25 protein-coding genes and 1 pseudogene are annotated in these 23,189 nt (G+C 72.8%); 6 read left to right on the top strand and 20 right to left on the bottom strand.

What is annotated here, in order from left to right; translation table 11 throughout:
• The first annotated feature begins 55 nt into the window (after positions 1-55).
• Positions 56-1,099: a PAS domain-containing protein gene (locus EOE48_RS24815; protein ID WP_127733569.1), complete on the top strand. Its 1,044-nt coding sequence runs from the start codon at positions 56-58 to the stop codon at positions 1,097-1,099.
• A gap of 5 nt (positions 1,100-1,104) precedes the next feature.
• Here the strand turns inward: EOE48_RS24815 and EOE48_RS24810 are convergent, their stop codons facing one another.
• Positions 1,105-2,274 (bottom strand): mandelate racemase/muconate lactonizing enzyme family protein, encoded by a 1,170-nt coding sequence (locus tag EOE48_RS24810; RefSeq protein ID WP_127733568.1) that lies wholly within the window; start codon positions 2,272-2,274, stop codon positions 1,105-1,107.
• A 156-nt stretch (positions 2,275-2,430) separates the two neighbouring features.
• A pseudogene (locus tag EOE48_RS24805) lies at positions 2,431-2,712 on the bottom strand (FMN-binding negative transcriptional regulator); the annotation flags it as partial.
• 103 nt (positions 2,713-2,815) lie between these two features.
• Between EOE48_RS24805 and pdxR the strand changes: the two are divergent.
• A complete protein-coding gene (gene pdxR / locus EOE48_RS24800; RefSeq protein WP_127733567.1) occupies positions 2,816-4,243 on the top strand; it encodes a MocR-like pyridoxine biosynthesis transcription factor PdxR in 1,428 nt (475 codons plus the stop codon).
• Between the two features lies 1 nt (position 4,244).
• Here pdxR and EOE48_RS24795 read toward each other — a convergent pair whose 3' ends face one another.
• Complete coding sequence (locus EOE48_RS24795) at positions 4,245-5,120, bottom strand: glycosyltransferase (protein ID WP_127733566.1); 876 nt, start codon at positions 5,118-5,120, stop codon at positions 4,245-4,247.
• A 14-nt stretch (positions 5,121-5,134) separates the two neighbouring features.
• Positions 5,135-6,949 (bottom strand): aspartate--tRNA ligase, encoded by a 1,815-nt coding sequence (gene aspS, locus EOE48_RS24790; protein WP_127733565.1) that lies wholly within the window; start codon positions 6,947-6,949, stop codon positions 5,135-5,137.
• Between the two features lie 209 nt (positions 6,950-7,158).
• Between aspS and EOE48_RS24785 the strand changes: the two genes are divergently transcribed.
• Positions 7,159-7,596 (top strand): hypothetical protein, encoded by a 438-nt coding sequence (locus EOE48_RS24785; RefSeq protein ID WP_127733564.1) that lies wholly within the window; start codon positions 7,159-7,161, stop codon positions 7,594-7,596.
• Between the two features lie 9 nt (positions 7,597-7,605).
• Here the strand turns inward: EOE48_RS24785 and EOE48_RS24780 are convergent, their stop codons facing one another.
• Positions 7,606-8,121, bottom strand: a complete 516-nt coding sequence (locus tag EOE48_RS24780; RefSeq protein WP_127733563.1) for a coiled-coil domain-containing protein — start codon at positions 8,119-8,121, stop codon at positions 7,606-7,608.
• A gap of 173 nt (positions 8,122-8,294) precedes the next feature.
• On the opposite strand from EOE48_RS24780, the gene rnd reads away from it, so the two are divergent.
• Positions 8,295-9,455: a ribonuclease D gene (rnd, locus tag EOE48_RS24775; protein WP_127733562.1), complete on the top strand. Its 1,161-nt coding sequence runs from the start codon at positions 8,295-8,297 to the stop codon at positions 9,453-9,455.
• 98 nt (positions 9,456-9,553) lie between these two features.
• On the opposite strand, the gene EOE48_RS24770 is transcribed toward rnd, so the two are convergent.
• From EOE48_RS24770 to EOE48_RS24760, 3 genes are all read right to left on the bottom strand, one after another.
• Complete coding sequence (locus EOE48_RS24770) at positions 9,554-10,357, bottom strand: Bax inhibitor-1/YccA family protein (protein ID WP_127733561.1); 804 nt, start codon at positions 10,355-10,357, stop codon at positions 9,554-9,556.
• A 199-nt stretch (positions 10,358-10,556) separates the two neighbouring features.
• Entirely contained in the window at positions 10,557-13,151 is a 2,595-nt protein-coding gene (locus EOE48_RS24765; protein WP_127733560.1) for an ABC transporter permease, read from the bottom strand.
• Between the two features lie 11 nt (positions 13,152-13,162).
• Positions 13,163-13,882, bottom strand: coding sequence for an ABC transporter ATP-binding protein (locus tag EOE48_RS24760; protein WP_127733559.1), 720 nt, complete (start codon positions 13,880-13,882; stop codon positions 13,163-13,165).
• A 92-nt stretch (positions 13,883-13,974) separates the two neighbouring features.
• On the opposite strand from EOE48_RS24760, the gene EOE48_RS24755 reads away from it, so the two are divergent.
• Positions 13,975-14,646 carry an arylesterase gene (locus EOE48_RS24755; protein WP_127733558.1) on the top strand — a complete coding sequence of 224 codons (672 nt, stop codon included), beginning with the start codon at positions 13,975-13,977 and terminating at the stop codon, positions 14,644-14,646.
• A 36-nt stretch (positions 14,647-14,682) separates the two neighbouring features.
• Complete coding sequence (gene thpR, locus EOE48_RS24750; RefSeq protein WP_127733557.1) at positions 14,683-15,249, top strand: RNA 2',3'-cyclic phosphodiesterase; 567 nt, start codon at positions 14,683-14,685, stop codon at positions 15,247-15,249.
• 393 nt (positions 15,250-15,642) lie between these two features.
• Here thpR and EOE48_RS24745 read toward each other — a convergent pair whose 3' ends face one another.
• The 12 genes from EOE48_RS24745 to fliK form a co-directional block, all read right to left on the bottom strand.
• Positions 15,643-15,825 carry a hypothetical protein gene (locus EOE48_RS24745; protein ID WP_127733556.1) on the bottom strand — a complete coding sequence of 61 codons (183 nt, stop codon included), beginning with the start codon at positions 15,823-15,825 and terminating at the stop codon, positions 15,643-15,645.
• Between the two features lie 18 nt (positions 15,826-15,843).
• Positions 15,844-16,761 carry a type I pantothenate kinase gene (coaA, locus tag EOE48_RS24740; RefSeq protein WP_246154836.1) on the bottom strand — a complete coding sequence of 306 codons (918 nt, stop codon included), beginning with the start codon at positions 16,759-16,761 and terminating at the stop codon, positions 15,844-15,846.
• Between the two features lie 110 nt (positions 16,762-16,871).
• Entirely contained in the window at positions 16,872-17,195 is a 324-nt protein-coding gene (locus EOE48_RS24735) for a phosphoribosyl-ATP diphosphatase (protein ID WP_127733554.1), read from the bottom strand.
• 5 nt (positions 17,196-17,200) lie between these two features.
• Positions 17,201-17,977, bottom strand: coding sequence for an imidazole glycerol phosphate synthase subunit HisF (hisF, locus tag EOE48_RS24730; protein WP_127733553.1), 777 nt, complete (start codon positions 17,975-17,977; stop codon positions 17,201-17,203).
• A gap of 10 nt (positions 17,978-17,987) precedes the next feature.
• The gene (locus tag EOE48_RS24725; protein ID WP_246154822.1) at positions 17,988-18,458 is read right to left on the bottom strand and encodes a DUF29 domain-containing protein; all 471 of its coding nucleotides are present in this window, start codon (positions 18,456-18,458) and stop codon (positions 17,988-17,990) included.
• On the bottom strand, positions 18,455-18,937 hold the full coding sequence (locus tag EOE48_RS24720; RefSeq protein WP_127733552.1) for a DUF29 domain-containing protein: 483 nt from the start codon (positions 18,935-18,937) through the stop codon (positions 18,455-18,457). Before EOE48_RS24720 ends, EOE48_RS24725 begins: the two co-directional genes overlap by 4 nt.
• A 27-nt stretch (positions 18,938-18,964) precedes the next feature.
• On the bottom strand, positions 18,965-19,729 hold the full coding sequence (gene hisA / locus EOE48_RS24715; protein ID WP_187371535.1) for a 1-(5-phosphoribosyl)-5-[(5-phosphoribosylamino)methylideneamino]imidazole-4-carboxamide isomerase: 765 nt from the start codon (positions 19,727-19,729) through the stop codon (positions 18,965-18,967).
• A 28-nt stretch (positions 19,730-19,757) separates the two neighbouring features.
• Entirely contained in the window at positions 19,758-20,417 is a 660-nt protein-coding gene (gene hisH / locus EOE48_RS24710) for an imidazole glycerol phosphate synthase subunit HisH (protein ID WP_127733550.1), read from the bottom strand.
• Positions 20,414-20,902, bottom strand: coding sequence for a DUF2628 domain-containing protein (locus EOE48_RS24705; RefSeq protein ID WP_127733549.1), 489 nt, complete (start codon positions 20,900-20,902; stop codon positions 20,414-20,416). The genes hisH and EOE48_RS24705 overlap by 4 nt, the downstream gene beginning before the upstream one ends.
• A gap of 58 nt (positions 20,903-20,960) precedes the next feature.
• The gene (gene hisB, locus EOE48_RS24700; RefSeq protein WP_127733548.1) at positions 20,961-21,563 is read right to left on the bottom strand and encodes an imidazoleglycerol-phosphate dehydratase HisB; all 603 of its coding nucleotides are present in this window, start codon (positions 21,561-21,563) and stop codon (positions 20,961-20,963) included.
• A 157-nt stretch (positions 21,564-21,720) separates the two neighbouring features.
• Positions 21,721-22,278, bottom strand: a complete 558-nt coding sequence (locus EOE48_RS24695; protein WP_187371534.1) for a transglycosylase SLT domain-containing protein — start codon at positions 22,276-22,278, stop codon at positions 21,721-21,723.
• The coding region (gene fliK, locus EOE48_RS30320; protein ID WP_187371533.1) for a flagellar hook-length control protein FliK at positions 22,226-23,189 on the bottom strand (964 nt) is incomplete at its 5' end. The genes fliK and EOE48_RS24695, both read right to left, overlap by 53 nt.

Genomic DNA, 23,189 nt, shown 5'->3' with positions numbered 1-23,189 from the left:
AAGATGCTAGGTCGCCGGACGCCTCGGGCCGGGAGAACCGGGGAGCCGCCGCGGGATGGATGCCGAGAGCCTGGCCTTCGCGTCGCGCGAGCTTCTGCTCCTCATCGAAGCCTGCGGGCTCGCGGGGACCTGGGAGTGGGTCTTCGCCACCGGCGAGCAGATCTGGTCGCCCAGCCTCTACGCGCTGCTGGGCTTCGCGCCCGGCATCGTCCGGCCCGATTACGGGCTGCTCCACGCCCTGATCCACCCGGAGGACCAGCCCCGCGTCGAGACGCCCGGACAGGTCCGTCGGGAGGGTCGGCTCGGCAGCCACACCGTCCGCATCACCCGGCCGGACGGGTCGATGCGGGTGCTGTCGACGCGCGGCACGGTCCATCACGCGCCGGACGGGCGGCCTCGGGGCGCGGCCGGGCTCCTGCTCGACGTCACCGACCGCGCCCGGCTCGCCGCGGTCGAGCGCGAGGAGGAGACCCGGCGGCGGATCCTGTTCGAGCACGCCCAGACCTGGACCCATACCTCCCGCTACACGACGTCGTACCGCGTCGCGTCCCGCGAGATGCTGGCGCTGACGGGGGTGACCCAGGACGAATATCTGGACGACTGGGCCCACGTCCTGGTGCCCGAGCAGCGCTCGCGGCTGCGCCCGCGGCTCCGGGCGCAGATCGAGGCGGGCAGGCCGTTCTCGACCGAGACGCGGTTCCGCCTCGCCGGGGGCGGCCACGGCGACTTCCGGGGCGTGTTCGCGCCGGTCCGCGATGCCGAGGGCCGGGTCGAGGCCTGGGCCACGATGACCCGCCGGACCGACGGGTTCCGGCCGGAGGTCTCCGGCACGATCCGGCGCGGACTGGAGCAGGGCATCGCGGGCCGCCATCTGCGCGCCGCCCGGGCGCTGCTCGACTGGTCGATGGCCGATCTGGCGCGGGCGAGCGGGTTGTCGCTGTCAACGATCCGCCGGCTCGAGGACGGCGGCGAGGGCCCGGCGGCGCGCAGCCGCCACGTCGCCGTCGCGGCCCTGCGGGCTGCCGGGATCGGCTTCGTCCTGCTCGACGACGGCGCGACCGTCGCGGTCGCCCGGACCGGGATGGTCGCGACGGGGTGATCGTCTCACCCCTCGGCGAGGGGCCGCATCACCGCGTAGAGGGCCTGCTTGGCCTCGAAGCCGATGCCCGGCACGTCGGGCATCGCCACCCGGCTGTCGCGCACCGGCACCGCGTCGGCGAAGCCGCCGAAGGGCGCGAACACGTCCGGGTAGCTCTCGTTGCCTCCGAGCCCGAGCCCGACCGCGATGTTGAGGGCGAACTGGTGCCCGCCATGGGGCACGCAGCGCCGCGGCGACCAGCCGTGGGCGCGCAGGGTCTCCAGGGTGCGCAGGTACTCGACCAGCCCGTAGGACAGGGCGGGGTCGAATTGCAGCACGTCGCGGTCCGGCCGCAGACCGCCGTGGCGGATCAGGTTGCGGGCATCCTGGTGCGAGAAGAGGTTCTCGCCGGTGGCGAGCGGCCCGTCATAGGTCGTGGCGAGCGCCGCGTGGGCGAGGTAGTCGAGGGGATCGACCGGTTCCTCGTACCAGCGCAGGCCGAAGGGGGCGACGGCGCGGCCGAAGCGGATCGCCTCCTCCAGGGTGAAGCGGCCGTTGACGTCGACGCACAGCCGCCCGCCGTCGCCGCCGAGCACGGAGAGCACCGCCTCGATCCGGGCGAGGTCCTCGTCGAGCGGCACCAGCCCGACCTTCATCTTCACCGTGGAATAGCCGCGGTCGAGATAGGAGCGCATCTCGTCCTTCAGCGCGTCGAGGCCCTTGCCCGGGTAGTAGTAGCCGCCGGCGGCGTAGACCCAGGCGGTCGGGTCGGCCTCGCCGCCGCGGTGGCGGTCGGCGAGCAGGCGCCACAGTGGCACGCCGCGGGCCTTCGACGCCGCATCCCACAGCGCCATGTCGAGCACGCCGACCGCCACCGAGCGCTCGCCGTGGCCGCCGGGCTTCTCGTTGCGCATCATCGCGGCCCAGGCGCGGTGCGGGTCGAGGATGCCGTCGCCGTCGAGGAGCGAATCCGGCTCGGCCGCGAGCAGGCGCGGGACGAAGCGCTCGCGCAGCAGCCCCTGGGGGGCGTAGCGGCCGTTGGAGTTGAAGCCGAACCCGACCACCGGGCGCCCGTCCACCACCCGGTCGGTCACCACCGCGACGACGCTCGCCGTCATGGTCGAGAAGTCGATCCACGCATTGGCGATGTCGGATCGGATCGGCGCGACGACGTCGCGGATGGCGGTGATGCGCATGGCGGCTCCCCGGGGCTCCCTGGCGGCGAGCCATACTCCCCGGGATCACACCGCGTCCATGCCGGTCCGGCACCGGCCTCACCAACGAACCGACGGAGGGAGAGGGTCGGGCGGGCGATCCCGTTGGATCGTCCCCCGGCTCCACCGGGCATGCCCTCACGCCGGGATCAGGGCGGCGGCGGCGCGGTCGGAAGGCCGCTCGCTCGCCGCGAGTCCGGCAGCCACGCCGGCCCGGTCGGCGGCGTTCCGGTTCTGGCTCATCTTGCGCTTGCCCAAGAGGCGGGCGATCGGCAGGCGCAGCCCGACGATGCCGCGCAGCTGCGCGGCGATGAACCCGGCCGGGGCGTCGCTCACCGCCCAGGGCGCGGACCTCGGTCCCTCGTGCAGGTTCGTCAGCCGCGCCGCGCGCATCGTCGCCAGCAGGCCGGCCCGGTCGTCGTCCCGGAAGGCGGGGGGCGTGTACATCGCGAAGCTCCTTGATCCGCCGGGAGGAATGCCGGCAATCTGGCCTTCGGAAAACAGCCAGTTCTGCGGGTTCCCGATGGGCCAGTCGGAGGAGGACGGCGTCGCGCGCCGGATCGTTTCGGCGATCAAGCGCCAGATCGAGGCCGGGTGCCACCGGCCCGGCGACCGGCTGCCGTCGACACGGGCCTTCGCCGCCGAGTGGGGCGCCTCCCGCACCACGGTGACGGCGGCCTACAGCCAGTTGATCGCCGAGGGCTACCTCGCGACCCGGCCCGGCGCGCGGGCGGTGGTCGCCGGGGGCCTCGCGGCGCCGGCGCAGCCCGCCGGCCCGCCGGGACCGCGGCCGGACCGGCTGTCGTCGTTCGCACGACGCCTGCTCGCCCTGCCGCCGCCGGCCGCGACGGAGACGCACCGGGTCGCCGATTTCCGCTACGGCGACCTGTCGGCGGCGGATTTCCCGGTCCTGGCGTGGCGGCGCGCCCTCAACGCCGCCACCCTGCGGCGCGGGGCGCGGCTGCGCTACGACGACCCGCAGGGCTCGGGCGCGCTGCGGGCGGCGCTCCAGGGCTACCTGTGGCGGGCCCGCGGCATCGCCTGCGCGGCCGACGACATCGTGATCGTCAACGGCTCGCAGCAGGGGCTCGACCTGTGCGCGCGGCTGCTGCTCGACCCCGGCGAGCGCTTCGCAATCGAGAATCCCGGCTACGCCCTCGCCCGCCACGCCTTCCTGGCCGCCGGCGGCGTCGCGGCGCCCGTCCCGGTCGACGGCGACGGGCTGCAGACCGACGCCCTGCCGGCGGCGCGGCTGGCCTACGTCACGCCGTCGCATCAATACCCGCTCGGCGGCGTCCTGCCGGCGCCGCGGCGGCGCGCCCTGGTGGCCTGGGCGGCGCGCCACGGCGCCTGGATCGTCGAGGACGACTACGACGGCGAGTACCGGCACGCCGTCGCGCCGATCCCGCCCCTGCGCAGCCTCGACCCCGATCGCGTGATCTACGTCGGCACGGTGTCGAAGACGCTCTCGCCGACCCTGCGGCTCGGCTATCTCGTGGTGCCGGCCGCCCTGCGGCGGGCCTTCGCCGAGGCCAAGCGCCTGACCGACCGGCACACCCCGCCCGCCGAGCAGGAGGCGCTGGCCGACCTGCTGGCGAGCGGCGCCTACGAGCGGCACGTCCGCGTCATGCGCAAGCGCAACGCCGGGCGCCGGGCGGCGCTGCTGCGGGCGCTGGCAGAGGCGTTCGGCCCGGGGGTGAGGGTCGTCGGCGCCGAGACCGGCCTGCACGTGGTGGCGTGGTTCGACGCGATTCCCGCCGCCCGCGAGGCATCGCTGGCCGCCGCCGCGCGGGAAGCCGGAATCGGCCTCTACCCGGTCTCGCCGCTCTACGCCCCGGCCGGGCCGCGCCCCGCCGTCGCGGGCTTCGTCCTCGGCTATGCCGGCCTGAGCGAGGACGAGATCCGCCGCGGCGTCGCGGCATCGGTGGCCGTCGTCGCGGGGCAGCGGTAGTTCACTCCTCCCCCACCCCCTCGCGCTCCAGCGCGCGCTTGCCCCGCAGCGCCGCCAGCGCCCCGGCGGCGGAGCCGGCATAGCGCTCGATCCGGTCGCGCCGGAGGCCGAGCAGGGCGAGCGCCGCCTTGCCGGCGTTGGTGGCGAAGGTGGCGAGCGCCGGGTCGGGCAGGCCGTACTTGCGGGCGACGTAGGAGCGCGACCAGGCGAGGTGCCAGCGGGCGCGCCGGATCCGGCCGGGCTGCGGCGTGCTCGAGGCGCCGCGGCCGTGCAGGGCCTCGGCGCCGTGGACATGGACGAGGGCGAGGCCGGCATCGGCGATCCGCCGGCACAGGTCGTCGTCCTCGTAGAACAGAAAAATCTCCTCGTCGAAGCCGCCGAGGCCGAGAAACAGGTCGCGGCGGACCATCAGGCAGGCGCCGGAGAGGAACGGCGCGCAGGCGTCGCCCTCCGGCGGCACGAGGCGGCCGCCGGGATTGGTCAGGTAGGGGGCGAGGAGCGAGCGGGCCTGGAAGAAGAACCGCCCGTCCGGCTCGACGATCCGGGGAGCGTAGAGGCCGGCCTCGGGGTAGCGCACCGCCGCGGCGAGCAGCGCGTCGGCGGCACCCGGCCGCAGGGTCACGTCCGGATTGAGGATCAGGACGTGGCCGGCGCCCGCCGCCGCCCGCACCCCGGCATTGTTGGCCCGGCCGTAGCCCTGGTTGCGGGACAGGCGCAGCACCCGGGCGCCGGCGGCCTCGGCGACCGCCGCCGACGCGTCGCGGCTGGCGTTGTCGACCACGATCGCCGGGACGTGCTCGCGGGCGAGCGCCGCGAGGCAGTCCGGCAGCACCGCTGCGCTGTCGTGCGCGACCACGACCGCGACGAGGCTCGCCACGGCGCGGGTCCCGGTCAGGCCGGCTTCTGCGGCAGGTTGAGGCGGATGTGCAGCTCGCGCAGCTGCTTCCCGGTCACCTCGGACGGCGCGCTCATCATCAGGTCCTCGGCGCGCTGGTTCATCGGAAAGAGCACGACCTCGCGGATGTTCGGCTCGTGGCAGAGCAGCATCACGATGCGGTCGACGCCCGGCGCGATGCCGCCGTGCGGCGGCGCGCCCATGCGCAGGGCGTTGAGCATGCCGCCGAACTTCGCCTCCAGAACGTCCTTGCCGTAACCGGCGATGCCGAACGCCTTCTCCATCACGTCGGGGCGATGGTTGCGGATCGCGCCCGAGGACAGCTCGATGCCGTTGCAGACGATGTCGTACTGGAACGCCTTGATGTTCAGGATCGTGTCGGCATCGGCGGCATCGAGCGCCAGGAAGGCGTCGTGCTCGAAGTTCGGCATCGAGAACGGGTTGTGCGAGAAGTCGACCCGCTTCTCGTCCTCGTTCCACTCGAACATCGGAAAGTCGGTGATCCAGCAGAACGCGAACTGGTCCTTGTCGCACAGGCCGAGTTCGTCGCCGATGCGGATGCGCGCCTTGCCGGCGAGCGCCGCGGCCTTCGCCTCGGTGCCGGCGGAGAAGAACACCGCGTCGCCGGCCTTGGTCCCGGTCCTGGCGGCGATCAGCGCCTGGATTTCGGCCGGGATGAACTTGGCGATCGGCCCCTTGCCGGCGAGCACCCCGCCCTCGTCCTCGAACACGATGTAGCCGAGGCCGGGGGCGCCCTCGCCCCGGGCCCAGTCGTTGAGCTTGTCGAAGAACGAGCGCGGCTGGCCGCCGGCGCCGGTGGCGGGAATCGCCCGCACCACGCCGCCGGACTTGATGACGCCCTTGAACGCCTTGAACTCGACCTCGTCGCGGGCGAAGTCCTCGGTCACGTCGGCGATGACCAGCGGGTTGCGCAGATCCGGCTTGTCGACGCCGTATTTCAGCATCGCCTCGGCGTAGGGGATGCGCGGGAACTGCTTCGTGACGCGCTTGCCCTCGGCGAATTCCTCGAACACGCCGCGCAGCACCGGCTCGACGGCCTGAAAGACGTCCTCCTGGGTGACGAAGCTCATCTCGATGTCGAGCTGGTAGAACTCGCCCGGGGAGCGGTCGGCGCGGGCATCCTCGTCGCGGAAGCACGGCGCGATCTGGAAGTAGCGGTCGAAGCCCGCGATCATCGTGAGCTGCTTGAACTGCTGCGGCGCCTGCGGCAGGGCGTAGAACTTGCCCGGATGCAGCCGCGACGGCACCAGGAAGTCGCGCGCGCCCTCCGGCGACGAGGCGGTCAGGATCGGGGTCTGGAACTCGAAGAACCCGCCCTCGCGCATCCGCCGGCGCAGCGAATCGATGATCGCCCCGCGCTTCATGATGTTGGCGTGCAGCTTCTCCCGGCGCAGATCCAGGAAGCGGTACTTGAGCCGGGTCTCCTCGGGATAGTCGTGATCGCCGAAGACCGGCATCGGCAGCTCGACCGCCGGACCCAGCACTTCGAGGTCGGTGATATAGACCTCGACCGCGCCGGTCGGCAGGTCGGCGTTCTCGGTGCCGGCGGGACGCTGGCGCACCCGGCCGTCGATGCGCACGACCCATTCCGAGCGCACGCCCTCCGCCGCCTTGAACGCCGCCGAGTCGGCATCCACGACGCATTGGGTCACACCGTAATGGTCGCGCAGGTCGATGAACAGCACGCCGCCATGGTCGCGGACGCGGTGGCACCAGCCGGAGAGCCGGGCGGTCGCGCCGACGTCGGACGGGCGCAGCGCCCCGCAGGTGTGGGTACGATAACGATGCATGGCGGCTTCTTCGGCGGTTTCTTCGGTGGACCGGGATCCGGCGCGGCGGGGCGCGAGCGGCGGCACGGCTCCCGGGACAAGGCTGCGGCACCCATTCACGCACCGGCGCCCAAGTCAAGCGGCCCACGACCGGCGGAAACCCGCCGCGGCCCCTGCCGGAACGCGCGAAAGGGCTTTAAGAACAGAGAGCGAACATCTATATTAGACCCATGTTCGACAACGGCTTTTTCCCCCTCCACGAGGCCCCTGCCGGGGCCTCTCCCGCTCCCTCCGCCGGGCCGGAACCGCCGGCCCCGGCGCCCTTCGTCGAGCGCCAGGACGGCGCGTGGCGGGTGCTGCCGCTCGAAGGCCGGTTCGAGCTGGTCTACGAGGACGGCAACGGCGCCTGGAGCGTGCGGCGCCTCGCGGCGCACGAGTTGAAGATCGGCCCCGGCCGGGTGCTGGTCGGCGGTACCGACCGCGACCGCGACGGCTATCGCGGCTTCCGGGCCGACCGCATTCATCGGCTCACCGACCGCGACAGCGGCGAGCGGGTGGAGCGCAACATCCTCGACTGGCTCATCCGCCGGGCCGAGGCGACGCGGAAGGGTCGGGCGGCGGCCCTGCGCGAGGCGTCTCGGACGACGCGGCGGCGGGCGAGTGCCTGACCGCCTCCGTCAATGCGCCGAGGGCAGGTAGCGGATCGCCGCGACGACGATGCCGGTCATGGCCAGCAGCATGGCGCCGAGCTTGATCGTCATCGACTGTTCGAGAATCTTCATCTCGGCGCGGATGGCCCTGAACTCGGCCCTGTTTTCGTTCTGGAAGCCGGCCATTTCCGATCGCACGGCCGCGAACTCAGTCTTCATCTCCGATCGCACCGCCACGAACTCGGCCGCCATCTCCGATCGCACCGCCACGAACTCAGCCGCCATTTCCGATCGAACGGCCGCGAACTCGGCCGCCATTTCCGATCGAACGGCCGCGAACTCGGTCTTCATCTCCGTCCGAAGTGTGCCGATTTCCGTCCGGACGGACACGAACCCAGCCTGCACCTCGGCCTTCGCCGGCAGTCCCTCCTGGACCGCCTCGGCGATGGCCGCCGTCAGCCCCTCCGCCTGCTCGGCGGAGAAGTGGGCGCTGTCCCGCAGGGTGCGGGCGAATTTCAGCGTGTCGAAGGCCGCCAGACTCATGTCGCCATCATAGCACGGATGGCGCGGCCCTCACAGGTCGTCTGACCCAAGGTCATTGTCTTCGGCGCCGACCTCGCTCCCTGCGTCGCGCAAGCCCGGCGGCCGAAGAATGACGGGGAGCGGTGTCGCATCCGCCTCGCCCTCGCCGATTCGCTCGTCTATAGCCGGAGCTCATGAAGCTGATCACCTCGACGGACCAACTCGCCTCCGCCTGCGCGCACTTCGCCACGCAATCCTTCGTGACCGTCGACACGGAGTTCATGCGCGAGACGACCTACTACCCGAAGCTCTGCCTGATCCAGATCGCGGCGCCGGACGGCGCCACCGCGCTCGTGGATCCGCTGGCGGCGGGGATCGACCTCGCGCCGTTCTTCGCACTGATGGGCGACGAGCGGGTGCTGAAGGTGTTCCACTCCGCCCGGCAGGACCTGGAGATCATCTGGCTGCTCGGCGGGCTGCTGCCGCAGCCGTTCTTCGATACCCAGGTCGCCGCGATGGTGTGCGGCTACGGCGACTCGGTCTCCTACGAGCAACTGGTCAACGACGTCGCGAAGGCGAAGATCGACAAGTCGTCGCGCTTCACCGACTGGTCGCGCCGGCCGCTCTCCGATGCCCAGCTCGCCTACGCGCTCTCCGACGTGACCCATCTGGTCAAGGTCTACGAGGTGCTGGCGCGCCAGCTCCTCGCCACCGACCGCGGCCTGTGGCTCGACGAGGAGATGGCGGTGCTCACCTCGCCCGACACCTACCGGGCGGAGCCCGAGCAAGCGTGGCGCCGCCTCGCCGGGCGGATGCGCAAGGCGCGCGAGGTCGCGGTGCTGATGGAGGTCGCGGCGTGGCGCGAGCGCGAGGCGCAGAGCCGCAACGTTCCGCGCGGGCGGATCCTCAAGGACGAGGCGGTGCTCGACGTCGCCACCTCGGCGCCGCGCAGCATCGAGGCGCTCGGCCGCCTGCGCGCGATCCCGACCGGGTTCGAGCGCTCGAAGACCGGCACCGACATCCTCGCCGCCGTCGAGCGCGGCCTCGCCCGCGACCCGGCGACCGTGCCGATGCCCGATCGCGCCCGGGCGCGCAGCGGCGGCAACGGCGCGGTGGTCGAATTGCTCAAGGTGCTGCTCAAGGCGGTGTGCGAGGAGGAGGGCGTCGCCCCGAAGATCATCGCGACGGTGGACGACCTCGAGACCCTCGCCGACGACGACCACGCCGACATCCCGGTGCTGCACGGCTGGCGCCGCCAGCTCTTCGGCGAGAAGGCCCTGGCGCTGAAATCCGGTCGCCTCGCCCTGTCGGCCAAGCGCGGCAAGGTCGTGGTGCGGATGCTCGACGGCGAATAGCCACCGCCGACACCGGTCAAGAAAAAGCCCCGGCGCTTCGCAGCGGCCGGGGCTTTTTCTCGAGCAGAGGGCGGAGCCGTGGGGCTCCGCCCGTCGCATCAGTTGTTCCGGTTGCCCATCAGCGAGAGCAGGAACTGGAACATATTGATGAAGTCGAGGTACAGCGTCAGCGCGCCGAACACCGAGACCTTCGCGGCCGCCTCGGTGTCGAGGTTGCCGTAGAGGTACATCTCCTTGAGCTTCTGCGTGTCGTAGGCGGTCAGGCCGGCGAAGATCACGACGCCGATGACCGAGATCGCGAATTGCAGGGCGCTCGAAGCCAGGAAGATGTTGACGAGGCTCGCGATCATCAGGCCGATCAGGCCCATGACCAGGAACGAGCCGATCCCCGACAGGCTGCGGCTGGTGGTGTAGCCGTAGAGGCTGAGACCGCCGAAGGCCGCCGCGGTGACGAAGAACACCTGCACCACGCTGGCGCCGGTATAGCGGATCAGCAGGGTGGAGAGCGAGGCGCCCATCACCGCCGCGAAGGCCAGGAAGGTCGTGCGGGCGGTCGCCGCCGACATCCGGTCCATGCGGAAGCTGAACAGGAAGATGAAGGCCAGCGGCGCGAGCGCCACCACCCACATCAGCGGGCTGCCGTAGAGCGCCTTGCCGAACGCGGTCAGCGGGATCGACCCGATGCGGGCGACGGCGTCGGCCTGCGAGGCGGCGACCGCGAGCTTGTTGATGCCGAGCGCCACCACCGCCGAGACGGCGAGGCCTAGCACCATGTTGTTGTAGACGCCGAGCATGAACGTGCGCAGGCCCTGGTCGATCTCGACCTGGCCGCGGGCGTAGCCCGTGGGGGCTCCGTAGCCGCTGGCGCCGCCCTGCCGGAACGGACTGTTCTCGAAAGCCATGGGAGGTTCCTTCTGGAGCTCTCTCTAGCGTGCGTGTTCCAGGATCGAGGCCCACGCGACCTCGGACGCCGTGGCGGCGTCATGGGCAGAATATGAGAGGCCCGCCGGCCCGGCACAAGGGCAGGACACGCTCCGGCCCCGCTCTCGCACCGGGTTTATCGATGTCCCTACGCCGCATGCTTGCCGAGGGATTAAATCGTCAGAGATTCCGTAAGTACGGAGCCGGTTTCTGGCCGAGGATGCGCCAGGTTCCGGCGAGCCCGAGGCCGATCGCGACCGCGACGGCGAGGAGGGCGGCCAGGATCGCACTGCCGGCATCGAACACGAAGCCGATCTTCATCACCCGCGCGGCGATCACCCAGGCGAGCAGCGAACCCGCCATGAGCCCGAACACGGCCGTGGCGAGGCCGAGCGCGCCGTATTCGAGCAGGTAGGCTCCGAGCAGCCGGCGGCGCGTCGCCCCGAGGGTCTTGAGCACCACCGCATCGTAGAGCCGGGCGCGGTGGCCGGCCGCGAGAGCGCCGGCGAGCACGAACAGGCTCGCTACCAGGGCGACGCTGCTGGCGCCGCGAATCGCCAGCGCGAGCTTCCGCACGAGGTCGCTCACCGCATCGAGGGCGTCGCGGACCCGCACGCTGCTCACCGAGGGAAAGGTCCTGGCGGCCTCGCGCAGAATCCGCGCCTCGGTGGCGGCGTCGGGCCCCTCCGGCAGGGTCAGGGTGGCGAGGTCGGCGTGCGGCGCGCCCCGGAAGGTGCCGGGCGAGAACACCATCACGAAGTTGATGCCGAGCGAGCGCCACTCGACATGGCGCAAGTTGGCGATCGGCACGGTGAGGTTGCGGCCGAGCACGTTGACCGTGACGGTGTCGCCGACCTTGAGGCCGAGCAGTCGGGCCAGTTCGGCGTCGAACGAGACCTGCGGGGTCCGCCCCTGTTCGGGCGTCCACCACGCGCCGTCGGTCACCCGCGAGCCGTCCGGCAGGTCCTCGGCGTAGGTGATGCCGCGGTCGCCGTCGAGGACCCAGGCGGCCTCCTCGGCCGCCTTGACCTGGCTCGCCGGCACGCCGTTCAGCGCGGTGATCCGCCCGCGCATCATCGGCACCCGCTCGATCTTGCCCCGCGGCGCGGCGGCTCCGAGGAAGCGGTCGAAGGCGTCGGCATCGCGGCTCGGGATGTCGAGGAAGAACAGGTTCGGGGCGCGGGCCGGCAGCGAGCGCTCCAGGGTGCGGGTGATGCTCGAATCGATCAGGCTCAGGGTCACCAGCAGGGTGACGCCGAGGCCGAGCGACAGCACGATCGAGGGCGTGAGCGCGCCCGGCCGGTGCAGGTTGGCGAGAGCGAGGCGCGGCGCGGCGCGGCGCGGCCGCGGCAGGCGGCGGGCGAGCGCCATCAGCCCGAAGGCGACGGCGCGCAGGAGCCCGAAGGCGAGGCCGGCCGCGACGATGAACACCAGCGCGACCCTGCGGTCGAAGGCCGAGGCGACCGCGAGGGCGACGAGACCGGCGAGCGCCAGCGCCAGCACCGCGAGGTAGACCGGACGCGGCCGGCGCCGGTCGGGGTCGACGGTGTCGCGGAACAGCCCCGAGACCGCGACGTCGTGGGCGCGGCCGAGCGGCCCGATCGCGAAGGCGAGCGCGGTCAGGGCGCCGTAGAGGGCGGCGAGCGCGAGTTCGCCGGGGGCGATCGTCGGGTCGAGGGGCACCGGCAGGGCGGCGCCGAACGCCGCATCGACGAGGAACGGCAGCACCGCCCCGACCGCGAGCCCGATCGCGATGCCGAGCGCCGCGATCAGCATGACCTGGGTCAGGTAGAGGGCGACGACCTGCCCGCCCGGCGCGCCGAGGCTCTTGAGGGTCGCGATCGACGGCCGCTTGCGCTCGACGAAGGCCCGCACGGCGTTGGCGACGCCGACCCCGCCGACCATCAGGGCGGTGAGGCCGACGAGGGTGAGGAACTGGGTGAAGCGCGCGACGCTCGTGGCGAAGCGCGGGTCGGCGGCGAGCCGCGAGCGCATCTCCCAGCCGGCCTCGGGGAACGTCCGGCGCGCCTCCTCCATCACCGCCTCGACCCGGGCGTCGGCGGCGTCGGGAAGGGCGAGCCGGTAGACCCAGCGGTTGAGGCTGCCGGGCTGGAGCAGGCCCGAGGCCCGCAGGGCGCCCTCGGAGGTGAGCAGGCGCGGACCGAAGCCGATGCCGCTCGCGAGCTTGTCGGGCTCGGCGGCGAGGCTCGCCCGCAGCGCGATGCGGGCGTCGCCGACCGTCACCCGGTCGCCGGGCTTGAGGCCCAGGCGGGCGAACAGGGCCGGGTCGGCCGCGGCGCCGAACGTGCCGTCGCGCTCGGCGAACAGGTCGGCGGGGGCGAGCGCCGGCTCGGTGACGAGGGCGCCGAGGGTCGGATAGTCCGGGCCGACCGCCTTCAGCTCGACCAGCGCCGCCCCGCCGTCGGCGGCGGTCGCCATGGCGCGGGTGAACGCCACCGTCGAGACCCGGCCGTTCGCCGCCAGGAAGGCGCGTTCCGCCGGGCTCGCCTCGCGGTGGATCAGCCCGAAGCTGAGGTCGCCGCCGAGGATGCGCCGCCCCTCGCGGGCGAGGCCGTCGGTGAGCGAGCGCGAGATCGACGCGACGCCGGCGATCGCGGCGACGCCGAGCGCGATGCAGGCGAGGAACACCGCGAAGCCGCGCAGGCCCCCGCGCAGCTCGCGCAGGGCGAGCCGCAGGATCAGCGGCAGGCGGAACCGGGAGGCCGGCGCGCCGGAGGCGGCGGGCGCGACGGGGGACGGCAGGCTTCCGTGCATCGGGGGATGTCTCAGGCGGCCGCCGCGGCCTCGACCCGGCCGGAGCGCAGGCGCACCGTCCGGTCGCAGAGGCGGGCGAGGCCGGGATCGTGGGTGACGAGGACCAGGGTGGCGCCGCGCTCGCGCTTGAGCCCGAACAGCAGGTCGACGATCGACCCGCCGGTCGCCTCGTCGAGATTGCCGGTCGGCTCGTCGGCGACGAGGATCGCCGGGTCGGGCGCGATCGCCCGCGCGATGGCGACGCGCTGCTGCTCGCCGCCGGAGAGCTGGGCCGGATAATGGTGCAGCCGGTGGCCGAGCCCGACCGCGGCGAGTTCGCGCTCCGCCCGGGCATGGGCGTCGGGAGCGTCGGCGAGTTCGAGCGGCAGGGCGACGTTCTCCAGCGCCGTCATGGTCGGGACGAGGTGGAAGGACTGGAACACGATGCCGATGCGCCGGCCGCGGAAGCGCGCCAGCGCATCCTCGTCGAGGCCGGCGAGGTCGGTGCCCTCGACCAGGATCTTTCCGGCATCCGGCCGCTCCAGCCCGGCCATGGTCATCAGCAGCGTCGATTTGCCCGAGCCGGAGGGGCCGACGAGGCCGACCGCCTCCCCGGCCGCGACGTCGAGGGAGATGCCCTTGAGGATGTGGACGCGGGCCGCCCCGCGCCCGAGGCTCAACTCGACGCCGTGCAGCGCGATCGCCGGCGGCGCGGCCGGATCGGTGGCCGGGTTCGGGGCCTTGTCGGTCATGGGCGGGGAGCCGATGTGTGGGGCGTCGGATGGGACGCCGGAGGTGAGCGGTGGGACGAACGGACGATCGACGGGGCGAGCGCCGGCCCGATATGGTTCTCTCACCCCTGCTTCGCCATGATGGCCGCCTCGCGGCGCTGGTGTTTCTGATCGTGTCCGCGCTGATCCTCGCCCCCGGCCGCCCGCTCGCGGCGGAGCGCCCGCTGTCCCTCGTGGCGCTCGGCGACAGCCTCACCGCCGGCTACGGCCTGCCGGCCGACGCCGCCTTCCCGGCGGCGCTGGAGCGCGCGCTGGCGGCGAAGGGCACCACCGTGACGATCGCCAATGCGGGCGTGTCCGGCGACACCGCCACCGGCGGGCTCGACCGGGTCGACTGGTCGGTGCCGGACGGGACCGACGGGGTGATCCTCGAACTCGGCGCCAACGACATGCTGCGCGGCACCGACCCGGCGGTGACCGAGAAGGCGCTGGACGGGATCGTCACCCGGCTCAAGGCGCGCGGCATCCCGGTGCTGCTCGCCGGCATGAAGGCCGGCCGCAACCTCGGCCCCGATTACGTGGCGCGGTTCGACGCGATCTACCCGGCCCTGGCGCAGAAGCACGGCCTCGTGCTCTACCCGTTCTTCCTCGACGGGGTCGCGGGCGAGCGCAGCCTCGCCCTGCCGGACGGGCTGCACCCGACCCGGGCGGGCGTCGAGCGGATCGTCCAGGGGATCCTGCCGACCGTCGAGGATTTCCTGAAGCGCCTGCGCCAAGGCTCCTGAACCAAGGCAAGGCTCCTGAACCAAGGCTCGTGACCGATGCCGCGCCTGTTCACCGGACTCGAGATCCCGCCCGAGATCGCCGAGCGCCTCGCCCTCCATCGCGGCGGCCTGCCGGGCGCCCGCTGGGTCGAGCCGTCCGACTATCACGTCACCCTGCGCTTCATCGGCGACGTCGACGGCGGGCTCGCCGAGGAGGTGACGGCGGTGCTGGCCGAGGCCCGGCCGCGGGCTCCGGTCACGATCGAGCTCGACGCCCTGGCGAGCTTCGGCAGCGGCCGGCCGCATTCGCTGTTCGCGCGGGTCGTGCCCGACCGCGACCTCGCCGACCTCCAGGCCGAGCAGGAACGCCTGCTGCGCCGCCTCGGCCTGCCGCCCGACACGCGGAAGTTCACGCCGCACGTCACCCTGGCGCGCCTGCGCCGCGAGGCCACCGCCGACGCGGTGGCGCAGTACCTCGCCCTCCGGGGACCGTTCGCGCGGATCGGATTCACCGCCGGGCGGTCGGCCCTGTACTCGGCGAAGGCGTCGGTCGGCGGCGGGCCGTACGTGGTCGAGGCGGCGTATCCGTTCGGGAGCGAGGCCGCGGGTGAGTCGGGCGAATGACGCCCACCCGCTGCATCAGTTCTCGCCCCCGATGCGGTGATGACCATTGTCGAAAGCGATGGCAGCGGCCGGATCGTCCCGCAGGATGTAGTCCCAAATTCTGAGAGCCTGTTTGAGCGATGGTCAATCGTATTGACCGCGCGAAGCTCCCCTTTCCCGGACGACTGAAGCGATAGCGGAAGGAGATCCGGGATCCAGCACAGGAAGTGCCGCGAAGCGGCTCAGCCTGACAGCACTGTCGCTGAGTATGGACGCTTCGCGACTTGTTGTGCTGGATCCCGGATCTCCTTCCACTGCGTTCCAGTCGTCCGGGAAAGGGGGAGCTTTTTCTTTAGATCGAGAGTCAAACAGGCTCTGACTTGGTCGCGGTTCGCTGGCCGGGTCCAACCAGCCTCATGGCGCAGCGTCCGGCAAGCGACGCCGAACCTCGACGCGCCACGCGGCGGCATCGGCCTCGATGGCGTCGGCCTCCATCACGTCACCGGCCTCCGCCGCCTCGATCCCGATCTGGACCTCCCGGCGGAATCGGGTGTCGTACTCCGCGCCGTCCCGCTCCTGCCCGACGACCTTCTGCATGGAGTAGGTCCCCTCCCCTCACAACCGCCGCAACGCCACGCTCTCGATGCGGTGGCTCGCGCCCTTGGCGAGGATCAGGCTGGCGCGCTGGCGGGTCGGCAGCACGTTGTCGCGCAGGTTGACGAGGTTGATCCGCGACCACAGGCCGTCGGCGATGCCGAGCGCCTCGTCCTCGGTGACCTCGGCGTACTTGCGGAAATACGACAGCGGATCGCGGAAGGCGGTGTGGCGCAGGCGCAGGAAGCGGTTGACGTACCAGCGGTGCAGGTCGGCCTCGTGGGCATCGAGATAGACCGAGAAGTCGAAATAGTCCGACACGAACGGGATCGCGGTGCCGTCCCGCGGCAGGCGGGCGGGCTGGAGCACGTTCAGCCCCTCGACGATGAGGATGTCGGGCCGGTCGACCACCGTCTCCTCGCCCGGCACGACGTCGTAGACGAGGTGGGAGTAGAGCGGCGCGGCGACGTGGCGGCGGCCGGTCTTGATGTCGGCGAGGAAGCGCAGCAGGCGCGGGGTGTCGTAGCTCTCGGGGAAGCCCTTGCGCTCCATCAGGCCGAGGCGGGCCAGTTCGGCGTTGGGCAGCAGGAACCCGTCGGTGGTGACGAGGTCGACCTTCGGGGTGTTGGGCCAGCGGGCGAGCAGCGCCTTCAGCACCCGGGCGGTGGTCGACTTGCCGACGGCGACCGAGCCGGCGACGCCGATGATGTAGGGCACCTTGGTCTCGCGCTCGGCGAGCAGGAAGCGCTGGGTCGCCTTGAACAGCCCCTGCGTCGCCGCGACGTAGAGCGAGAGCAGCCGCGACAGCGGCAGGTAGATCGCGATGACCTCTTCCAGCGAGATCGGGTCGTTGAGCGATTGCAGCCGCAGCACGTCCTCGGCCGAGAGGGTCAGCGGCGTGTCGGCGCGCAGTTGCGCCCATTCCTCGCGGCTGAACACCCGGTAGGGCGAGAGCGCGTCGGTCGCCTCCTCGAGGCTCGCGGCGAGTTCGGCCTGCGGATTGGCGGCGGCGCCGGTCCCGGAGGCCGCCCCGGCTCCCGCGGCCCCGCTCACTCGGGCCTCCGCGACGCCTTCTCGGCCAGCCCGCCCTGGGCCGTCCGCCGCTCCAGTTCCGCCATCACGTCCTCCAGCGGCACGCCGCCCGCAACCAGCACGACGAGCAGATGATAGAGCACGTCGGCGGCCTCCGAGGCCAGCCCGGCGCGGTCGCCCTGCACCGCCGCGAGGGCGGCCTCCACCGCCTCCTCGCCGAGCTTCTTGGCCGGCTTCGCCGGCCCGCCGGCGACCAGCTTGGCGGTGTAGGACTCCTTGGGCGGCGCGGCGGCGCGGCGGCGCACGATCGCGTCGAGGTCGGCGAGGGTGAAGGCGGTCATCGGGCTCACCCGTCGAGTCGCATGGCGAGGCCGGCGGCCGCCATGTGGGCCTTGGCCTCGGCCACGGTGTGCTGGCCGAAATGGAAGATCGAGGCCGCCAGCACGGCGCTCGCCCGGCCCTCGCGCACCCCGGCCACGAGGTCGTCGAGGCCGCCGACGCCGCCCGACGCGATCACCGGCACCGAGACCGCGTCGGCGATCGCCCGGGTCAGGCCGAGGTCGTAGCCCGAGCGCATCCCGTCCCGATCCATCGAGGTGACCAGCAGTTCCCCGGCGCCGCGGGCCGTGACGGTGCGGGCGAAGTCGATCGCGTCGATCCCGGTCGGACGGCGGCCGCCATGGGTGAAGATCTCCCAGCGCGGCGCCGCGCCCTCGGCCGAGACCCGCTTGGCGTCGATCGCCACGACGATGCACTGGGCGCCGAACTTGTCCGCCGCCGCCGCGACGAGGTCGGGGTCGTTCACCGCCGCGGTGTTGATCGAGACCTTGTCGGCCCCGGCGAGCAGCAGGGTGCGGATGTCCTCGACCCGCCGCACGCCACCGCCGACGGTGAGCGGCATGAAGCAGGCCTCCGCCGTGCGGCTCACCGCGTCGAGCAGGGTGCCGCGGGCCTCGTGGCTCGCCGTGATGTCGAGGAAGCAGAGTTCGTCGGCTCCGGCCCGGTCGTAGGCCTTGGCAGCCTCGACCGGGTCGCCGGCGTCGCGCAGTTCCTCGAACTGCACGCCCTTGACGACGCGGCCGTCCTTGACGTCGAGGCAGGGGATGATGCGGGTCTTGAGCACGGATCTGGCTCTACTCGTAGCGGAACGGGCGCGTCATCGCGGCGTCGCGCGTGACGGGACAGGTGGCGGGGAAGGTCGCGTCGGCGAGGCCGGTCTCGCGGATCGCGTCGAGGCGGGCGCCGCGATACGCCTTCGCGAACGCCTCGTCGCAACGGGACTTCAACCCCGGATTCTCGGCCAGCACCTCGAGGGCGTGCTGGCGATGGGTCGCGATCGAGATCGCCCAGCTGGCGCTGCGGTGGTTCGGCTGATGGTCCCACTTGAGGATGTGGAGCTGGATCAGGGCGTAGACGCTCACCAGCCGGTTGAACTCGCTGCGGCCCAAACTCTCGATCTCCTCGGCGAGGTTGTCGCGGTCGAGGGCCGAGAGGTCGCCGGCCCGCAGCAGGGCGGCCTGCTCCATCGCCCACGTGTAGAGGTCGTCGGCATGGGCGGTCGAGCTTGGACCGAGAGGCGGGACGCGGGTCAGGACACGGCTCACGGCGTGCCCCCGATCTCGTCGGGATCGACCGGGAAGGGACGGGTCGCCATCTCGTCGCGGCCATAGGGGCAGCGTTCGGGGAACCGCGCCAGCGGCAGCCCGGTCTCCTGCGCCGCCAGAATCCTGGCGCCGCGATAGGCCCGCTCCAGCGCCTCGTCCAGCCGGCCCTTGAGGCCGGGATTGTCCGTCAGGACGTCGGCCGCCGCATCGCGCTGCGCGCGGATCGACAGCGCCCAGGACCGGCTGCGGCGGTCCGGCTGGTGGTCCCACTTGAGCATGTGCAGCAGCAGCACCCGCCACGCCCCCACGAGGCTGTTGAACTCGCTGCGGCCCACGCTCTCGATCTCCTCGGCGAGGTTCTCGCGGTCGAGGGCCGAGAGGTCGCCCGCCCGCAGCAGGGCGGCCTGCTCCATCGCCCAGGTGTAGAGGTCGTCGGAATAGGCGGTGTGGGGAACGGGTCTGGCGAGCGGGGCCGTCATGCGAGCCTCCTGACGGCCGTCATCCTATCACGGTCGGGCGGCGTCCTGGGAGGCGCGGGCCCGGGCGATGGCGGCGAGGGCCTCCTTCGGGTCGATGCGGCCGTCGTAGAGCGCCCGCCCGGTGATCGCGCCGGCCAGCAGCGCGCAGTCGGGCTCGAGGATGCGGTGCACGTCCTCGATCGAGGCCAGTCCCCCCGAGGCGATGACCGGGATGCTCACCGCCTTGGCGAGCGCCAGGGTCATCGGGATGTTGAGCCCCTTGAGGATGCCGTCGCGGGCGATGTCGGTGTAGATGATCGCCGCGACGCCGGCATCCTCGAAGCGGCGGCCGAGTTCCTCGGCGGTGGCGGTCGAGGTCTTGGCCCAGCCCTCGACGGCGACGCGGCCGTCCTTGGCGTCGATGCCGACCGCGATCTGGCCGGGGAAGCGCCGCGCCGCCTCGCGGACGAAGGCCGGATCGCGCACTGCCGCCGTCCCGATGATGACCCGCGACACGCCCTTGGCGAGCCAGCCCTCGACGGTGCGCATCTCGCGGATGCCGCCGCCGAGCTGGACCGGGATGTTCACCGCGGCGAGGATCGTGTCGACGGCCGCCGCGTTCATCGGCGCGCCCGCGAAGGCGCCGTCGAGGTCGACGACGTGGAGCCAGGAGAAGCCCTGCTCGGCGAAGGTGCGCGCCTGCGCGGCGGGGTCGTCCGAGAAGACGATGGCCTGCGCCATGTCGCCCTGGACGAGGCGGACGCAGCGCCCCTCTTTGAGATCGATGGCCGGAAACAGGATCACGCGCGTCACCGCTGTGCGAGGAGGGGGTCGGGACGGATCAGGGCCGCCAGCGCAGGAAGTTGGCGATCAGCGCGAGGCCGAGCCGCTGGCTCTTCTCCGGGTGGAACTGGGTGCCGGCGACGGTGCCGCGGGTCACCATCGCGGTGACCGGGCCGCCGTAGTCGCTCACCGCCACCACGTCGCCGGGTTCCTCCGGCACGAGGGCGTAGCTGTGCACGAAATAGGCGTGCAGCCCGCCCTCCCCGGTCGGGATCCCGTCGAGGAGCGGCGTCTCGCGGCGCGCCCGCAGGGTGTTCCAGCCCATGTGCGGCACCTTGAGGCCGGGATCGGACGGCGCGATCGGCGCCACGTCGCCGGGGATCCAGCCGAGGCCCGGCGTCACCCCGTGCTCGAGGCCGCGGCTCGCGAGGAGCTGCATGCCGACGCAGATGCCGAGAAACGGCCGGCCGCGCCCGTGCGCCGCCTCGGTCATCGCCTCGACCATGCCCGGCACCGCGTCGAGGCCGCGGCGGCAATCGGCGTAGGCGCCGACGCCCGGCAGCACGACCCGGTCGGCGGCGGCGACCACCTCCGGCTCGCTGGTGAGCGCGATGCGGGCGTCGTCGAGGCCGGCCTCGCGGGCGGCGCGCTCGAACGCCTTGGCGGCGGAGTGCAGGTTGCCCGAGCCGTAATCGATGATCGCGACGGTGGCGCTCATCGCCGCGCCTCCGCCTCCGGGAACAGGCCGACCACCGGGGAGGCCGGGGCCCGCGGCGCCACGGCGGCCGCCACCGGGGCGAGCGGGAAGTCCGGCCCGCGGCCGGCGGCCCAGCGGGCGACGAGCTTGACCTCGGCCGCGCCGGCGTCGGCCGCCGTCACCACGTCGCGCACCGGCCGGCCGCTGCGCTCGTAGGTCCAGCGCCGCAGCGACGACGCCTCGAACCCGATCAGCAGCGACAGCAGCACCGCGATGGCAAAGCCCGCGACGGGCGCGAGGCCGAGGGCGAAGCCGATGCCCCACACCGCCACCTCGGCGACGAGCACGAGCAGTCCGGCGAGCCAGAGCCGGTGCCAGAAGAACCACAGGGCCGAGAACCAGAAGGCCGGCCAGACGAAGCGGTCGGCCACGAGCTTGGCGCGGTCGAGGGCCTCCGGCGCCGCCGGATCGTCGTCCTCGGGAACGTGCAGCGTGTAGGTCGGCATCCAAGCCCCTCCCAAAGGCCGTCCGGTGTGCAGGTCCGGGCCGCGCGGCCCGTGATGCTCAGAGCGAGCCCTTCGTCGACGGCACCCGGCCTTCCTCGCGGGGATCGACCGCCACGGCCGTCCGCAAGGCACGTGCCAGACCCTTGAAGCAGCTCTCGGCGATGTGGTGCTGGTTGTCGCCGTACAGCGTCTCGACGTGGAGCGTGATCCCGGCATTCATCGCGAAGGCCTGGAACCACTCGCGCACCAGCTCGGTGTCGAAGGCGCCGATCTTCTCGCGGGCGAATGCGGTGCGGAACACCAGGAACGGCCGGCCCGAGATGTCGACGGCGACGCGGGTCAGCGCCTCGTCCATGGGCAGGTGCAGGTCGGCGTAGCGGCGGATGCCACGCTTGTCGCCGAGCGCCTGGGCGAAGGCCTGGCCGAGCGCGATGCCGCAATCCTCGGTCGTGTGGTGCTGGTCGACATGCAGGTCGCCGGTCACCGCGACGTCGAGGTCGAACAGCGCGTGGCGGGCGAACAGCTCCAGCATGTGGTCGAGGAAGCCGACGCCGGTGGCGATGGTGGCGCGGCCGGTGCCGTCGAGGGCGATCGCCACGCTGACGTCGGTCTCGGCCGTGCGCCGGCTGACGCGGCCGGCGCGGGTGGGGGTGTCGGTCATGGTCCGGATATGAGAACGCGGTCGGGCTGCCTTGTTAGAAGGCAGCCCGCGGAATTACCAGGGCGATTCGTCCCCGGGGCGGCGCAACGCCGCCTCCCCGCCCTCAGACGAAATCCGATTGATACGGCTTTTCGGAACGAATCGTCCGAAAATCGTGTCACTGGCAGAATGTCTTCGCCGCCGGCGTCCAGTTGCCGAAGCCCGTCGCCACCATGTTGGCGATGACGCGGCAGACGTACTGCTTCTGGGCCGGGTTGTTGTTCGGGCCGGCATGGTAGCGCGCCACCGCGAGCGTCCAGCTTCCCTCGCGGGCCTTCAGCTCCTTGAGGAATTGCGTCGCGTATTCGACGTTGTCGTGCGGGTCGAGCATGCTGTCGAGCGAGGCGAAGCGCTCGCGGTGGAAGTGGTGGTTGATCTGCATGCAGCCGAGATCGATCAGCTTGACGCCGTCGCGGCGGGCCTGCTCGAAGCGCTGCTTCACGTCGGCGAGGCTCGCCCCGAAATAGGGCTGCCCGCCGATGTTCATGGCGAAGGGCTGGAGCGAGCCGCGCTTGCCGCTCTCGGTCAGCCCGACGGCGTAGAGCATGCCGAGGGGGACGCCGTGGCGGGCCGAGGCCCGCGCCATCTCGCGCTCGCACACGGTGGCCCGGGCGGCCGGCGCGCTACAGATAGACGCCAGAAGTGCCAGGAAGACCGGTCGCAGGCGTGGTGTCATCGGGTCCGTTCCCTCTCGGGCGGGGCTCGCCGTCCGGCTGGGAGCCGGGCTGGCGTCGGGCCTCCTGCTCGGGCGCCGCGCCGCCCCGCTGGCCGCCCTCGGGCTGCTGGAAGAAGGGGCCCGGGGCGCCCCGCTGCGGATCCCCGGTGCCGCCGGGCTGGGCCTGGGCGGCGGATTGCGCCGCCGCGGATTGCGCCGCCGCGGCCGGCGCTCCCGCGGCCTGGACCGTGATCGCGTCCGGCTCGTAGCCGGCCTCGCGCATCAGGCCGGACAGCAGGGTCGTGTCCTTGCGCAGCAGGTCGGCCGTCTCGGCGCGGCTCGGATAGAGGCTCATCTCCAGGCGGCCGTCGCGCAGCCGCATCCGCACCGTGACGGTGCCGAGTTCGTCCGGCGTCAGCCGGAGGGTGAGGATCCGCAGCGGTCCCGAGCCGGCGGGTGCGGTTCCGGCCGCGTCCGGCGCCGCCGCCGCCGTGATCGCCCCGGCGAGGCGGCTCAGCGTGCCGGGCGGCAGCGCCGAGGGGGCCGGGGGGACCGGACCGGCCAGGGGCGTGCCGGGCTCGGTCCGGGGTGCCGGCTCGGCGGCGGCCGGCCCGCGGGCCGGCGGCTCGGTCCTGGCGGCAGCGGTCTCCGGAGCGGGCTCGGTCCGGGCCGCCGCGCGGGCCGGCGGCATCGGGGGGGCGGGATCGTGCAGCGAGGCGGCACCGGGCCTGTCGTGCGAGGCGGGTTGCGGCTCCGGCGGCCGGGGCGGGTTCGCGCCGTCGCGCACGACCGCCGGCGCGGATGCGTCCGGCGCGGGTTGGGGCGGCGCCGTGCCGACCGGGGCCGCGGGAACGTCCGGCGGCGCGGCGCGCCCGGACGCGGGCGTGGCGCTGTCCGCCTGCGCCGCCGGCGGCGCGGAGCCGCGGCGTGGC

It is taken from the genome of Methylobacterium oryzihabitans (assembly GCF_004004555.2).
GTDB classification, from domain to species: Bacteria; Pseudomonadota; Alphaproteobacteria; order Rhizobiales; family Beijerinckiaceae; genus Methylobacterium; species Methylobacterium oryzihabitans.
Note: the sequence above shows the minus strand (reverse complement) of the source record. Positions and strands in the feature narration are given on the sequence as shown.

Bases quoted from the DNA above. Each gene is read 5' to 3' on its own strand.
- EOE48_RS24815 (WP_127733569.1), top strand. From the start codon at position 56: ATGGATGCCGAGAGCCTGGCCTTCGCGTCGCGCGAGCTTCTGCTCCTC.
- EOE48_RS24810 (WP_127733568.1), bottom strand. From the start codon at position 2,274: ATGCGCATCACCGCCATCCGCGACGTCGTCGCGCCGATCCGATCCGAC.
- pdxR (WP_127733567.1), top strand. From the start codon at position 2,816: ATGGGCCAGTCGGAGGAGGACGGCGTCGCGCGCCGGATCGTTTCGGCG.
- aspS (WP_127733565.1), bottom strand. From the start codon at position 6,949: ATGCATCGTTATCGTACCCACACCTGCGGGGCGCTGCGCCCGTCCGAC.
- EOE48_RS24785 (WP_127733564.1), top strand. From the start codon at position 7,159: ATGTTCGACAACGGCTTTTTCCCCCTCCACGAGGCCCCTGCCGGGGCC.
- EOE48_RS24780 (WP_127733563.1), bottom strand. From the start codon at position 8,121: ATGAGTCTGGCGGCCTTCGACACGCTGAAATTCGCCCGCACCCTGCGG.
- rnd (WP_127733562.1), top strand. From the start codon at position 8,295: ATGAAGCTGATCACCTCGACGGACCAACTCGCCTCCGCCTGCGCGCAC.
- EOE48_RS24770 (WP_127733561.1), bottom strand. From the start codon at position 10,357: ATGGCTTTCGAGAACAGTCCGTTCCGGCAGGGCGGCGCCAGCGGCTAC.
- EOE48_RS24765 (WP_127733560.1), bottom strand. From the start codon at position 13,151: ATGCACGGAAGCCTGCCGTCCCCCGTCGCGCCCGCCGCCTCCGGCGCG.
- EOE48_RS24760 (WP_127733559.1), bottom strand. From the start codon at position 13,882: ATGACCGACAAGGCCCCGAACCCGGCCACCGATCCGGCCGCGCCGCCG.
- EOE48_RS24755 (WP_127733558.1), top strand. From the start codon at position 13,975: ATGGTTCTCTCACCCCTGCTTCGCCATGATGGCCGCCTCGCGGCGCTG.
- thpR (WP_127733557.1), top strand. From the start codon at position 14,683: ATGCCGCGCCTGTTCACCGGACTCGAGATCCCGCCCGAGATCGCCGAG.
- EOE48_RS24745 (WP_127733556.1), bottom strand. From the start codon at position 15,825: ATGCAGAAGGTCGTCGGGCAGGAGCGGGACGGCGCGGAGTACGACACC.
- EOE48_RS24735 (WP_127733554.1), bottom strand. From the start codon at position 17,195: ATGACCGCCTTCACCCTCGCCGACCTCGACGCGATCGTGCGCCGCCGC.
- EOE48_RS24720 (WP_127733552.1), bottom strand. From the start codon at position 18,937: ATGACGGCCCCGCTCGCCAGACCCGTTCCCCACACCGCCTATTCCGAC.
- hisH (WP_127733550.1), bottom strand. From the start codon at position 20,417: ATGAGCGCCACCGTCGCGATCATCGATTACGGCTCGGGCAACCTGCAC.
- EOE48_RS24705 (WP_127733549.1), bottom strand. From the start codon at position 20,902: ATGCCGACCTACACGCTGCACGTTCCCGAGGACGACGATCCGGCGGCG.
- hisB (WP_127733548.1), bottom strand. From the start codon at position 21,563: ATGACCGACACCCCCACCCGCGCCGGCCGCGTCAGCCGGCGCACGGCC.
- EOE48_RS24695 (WP_187371534.1), bottom strand. From the start codon at position 22,278: ATGACACCACGCCTGCGACCGGTCTTCCTGGCACTTCTGGCGTCTATC.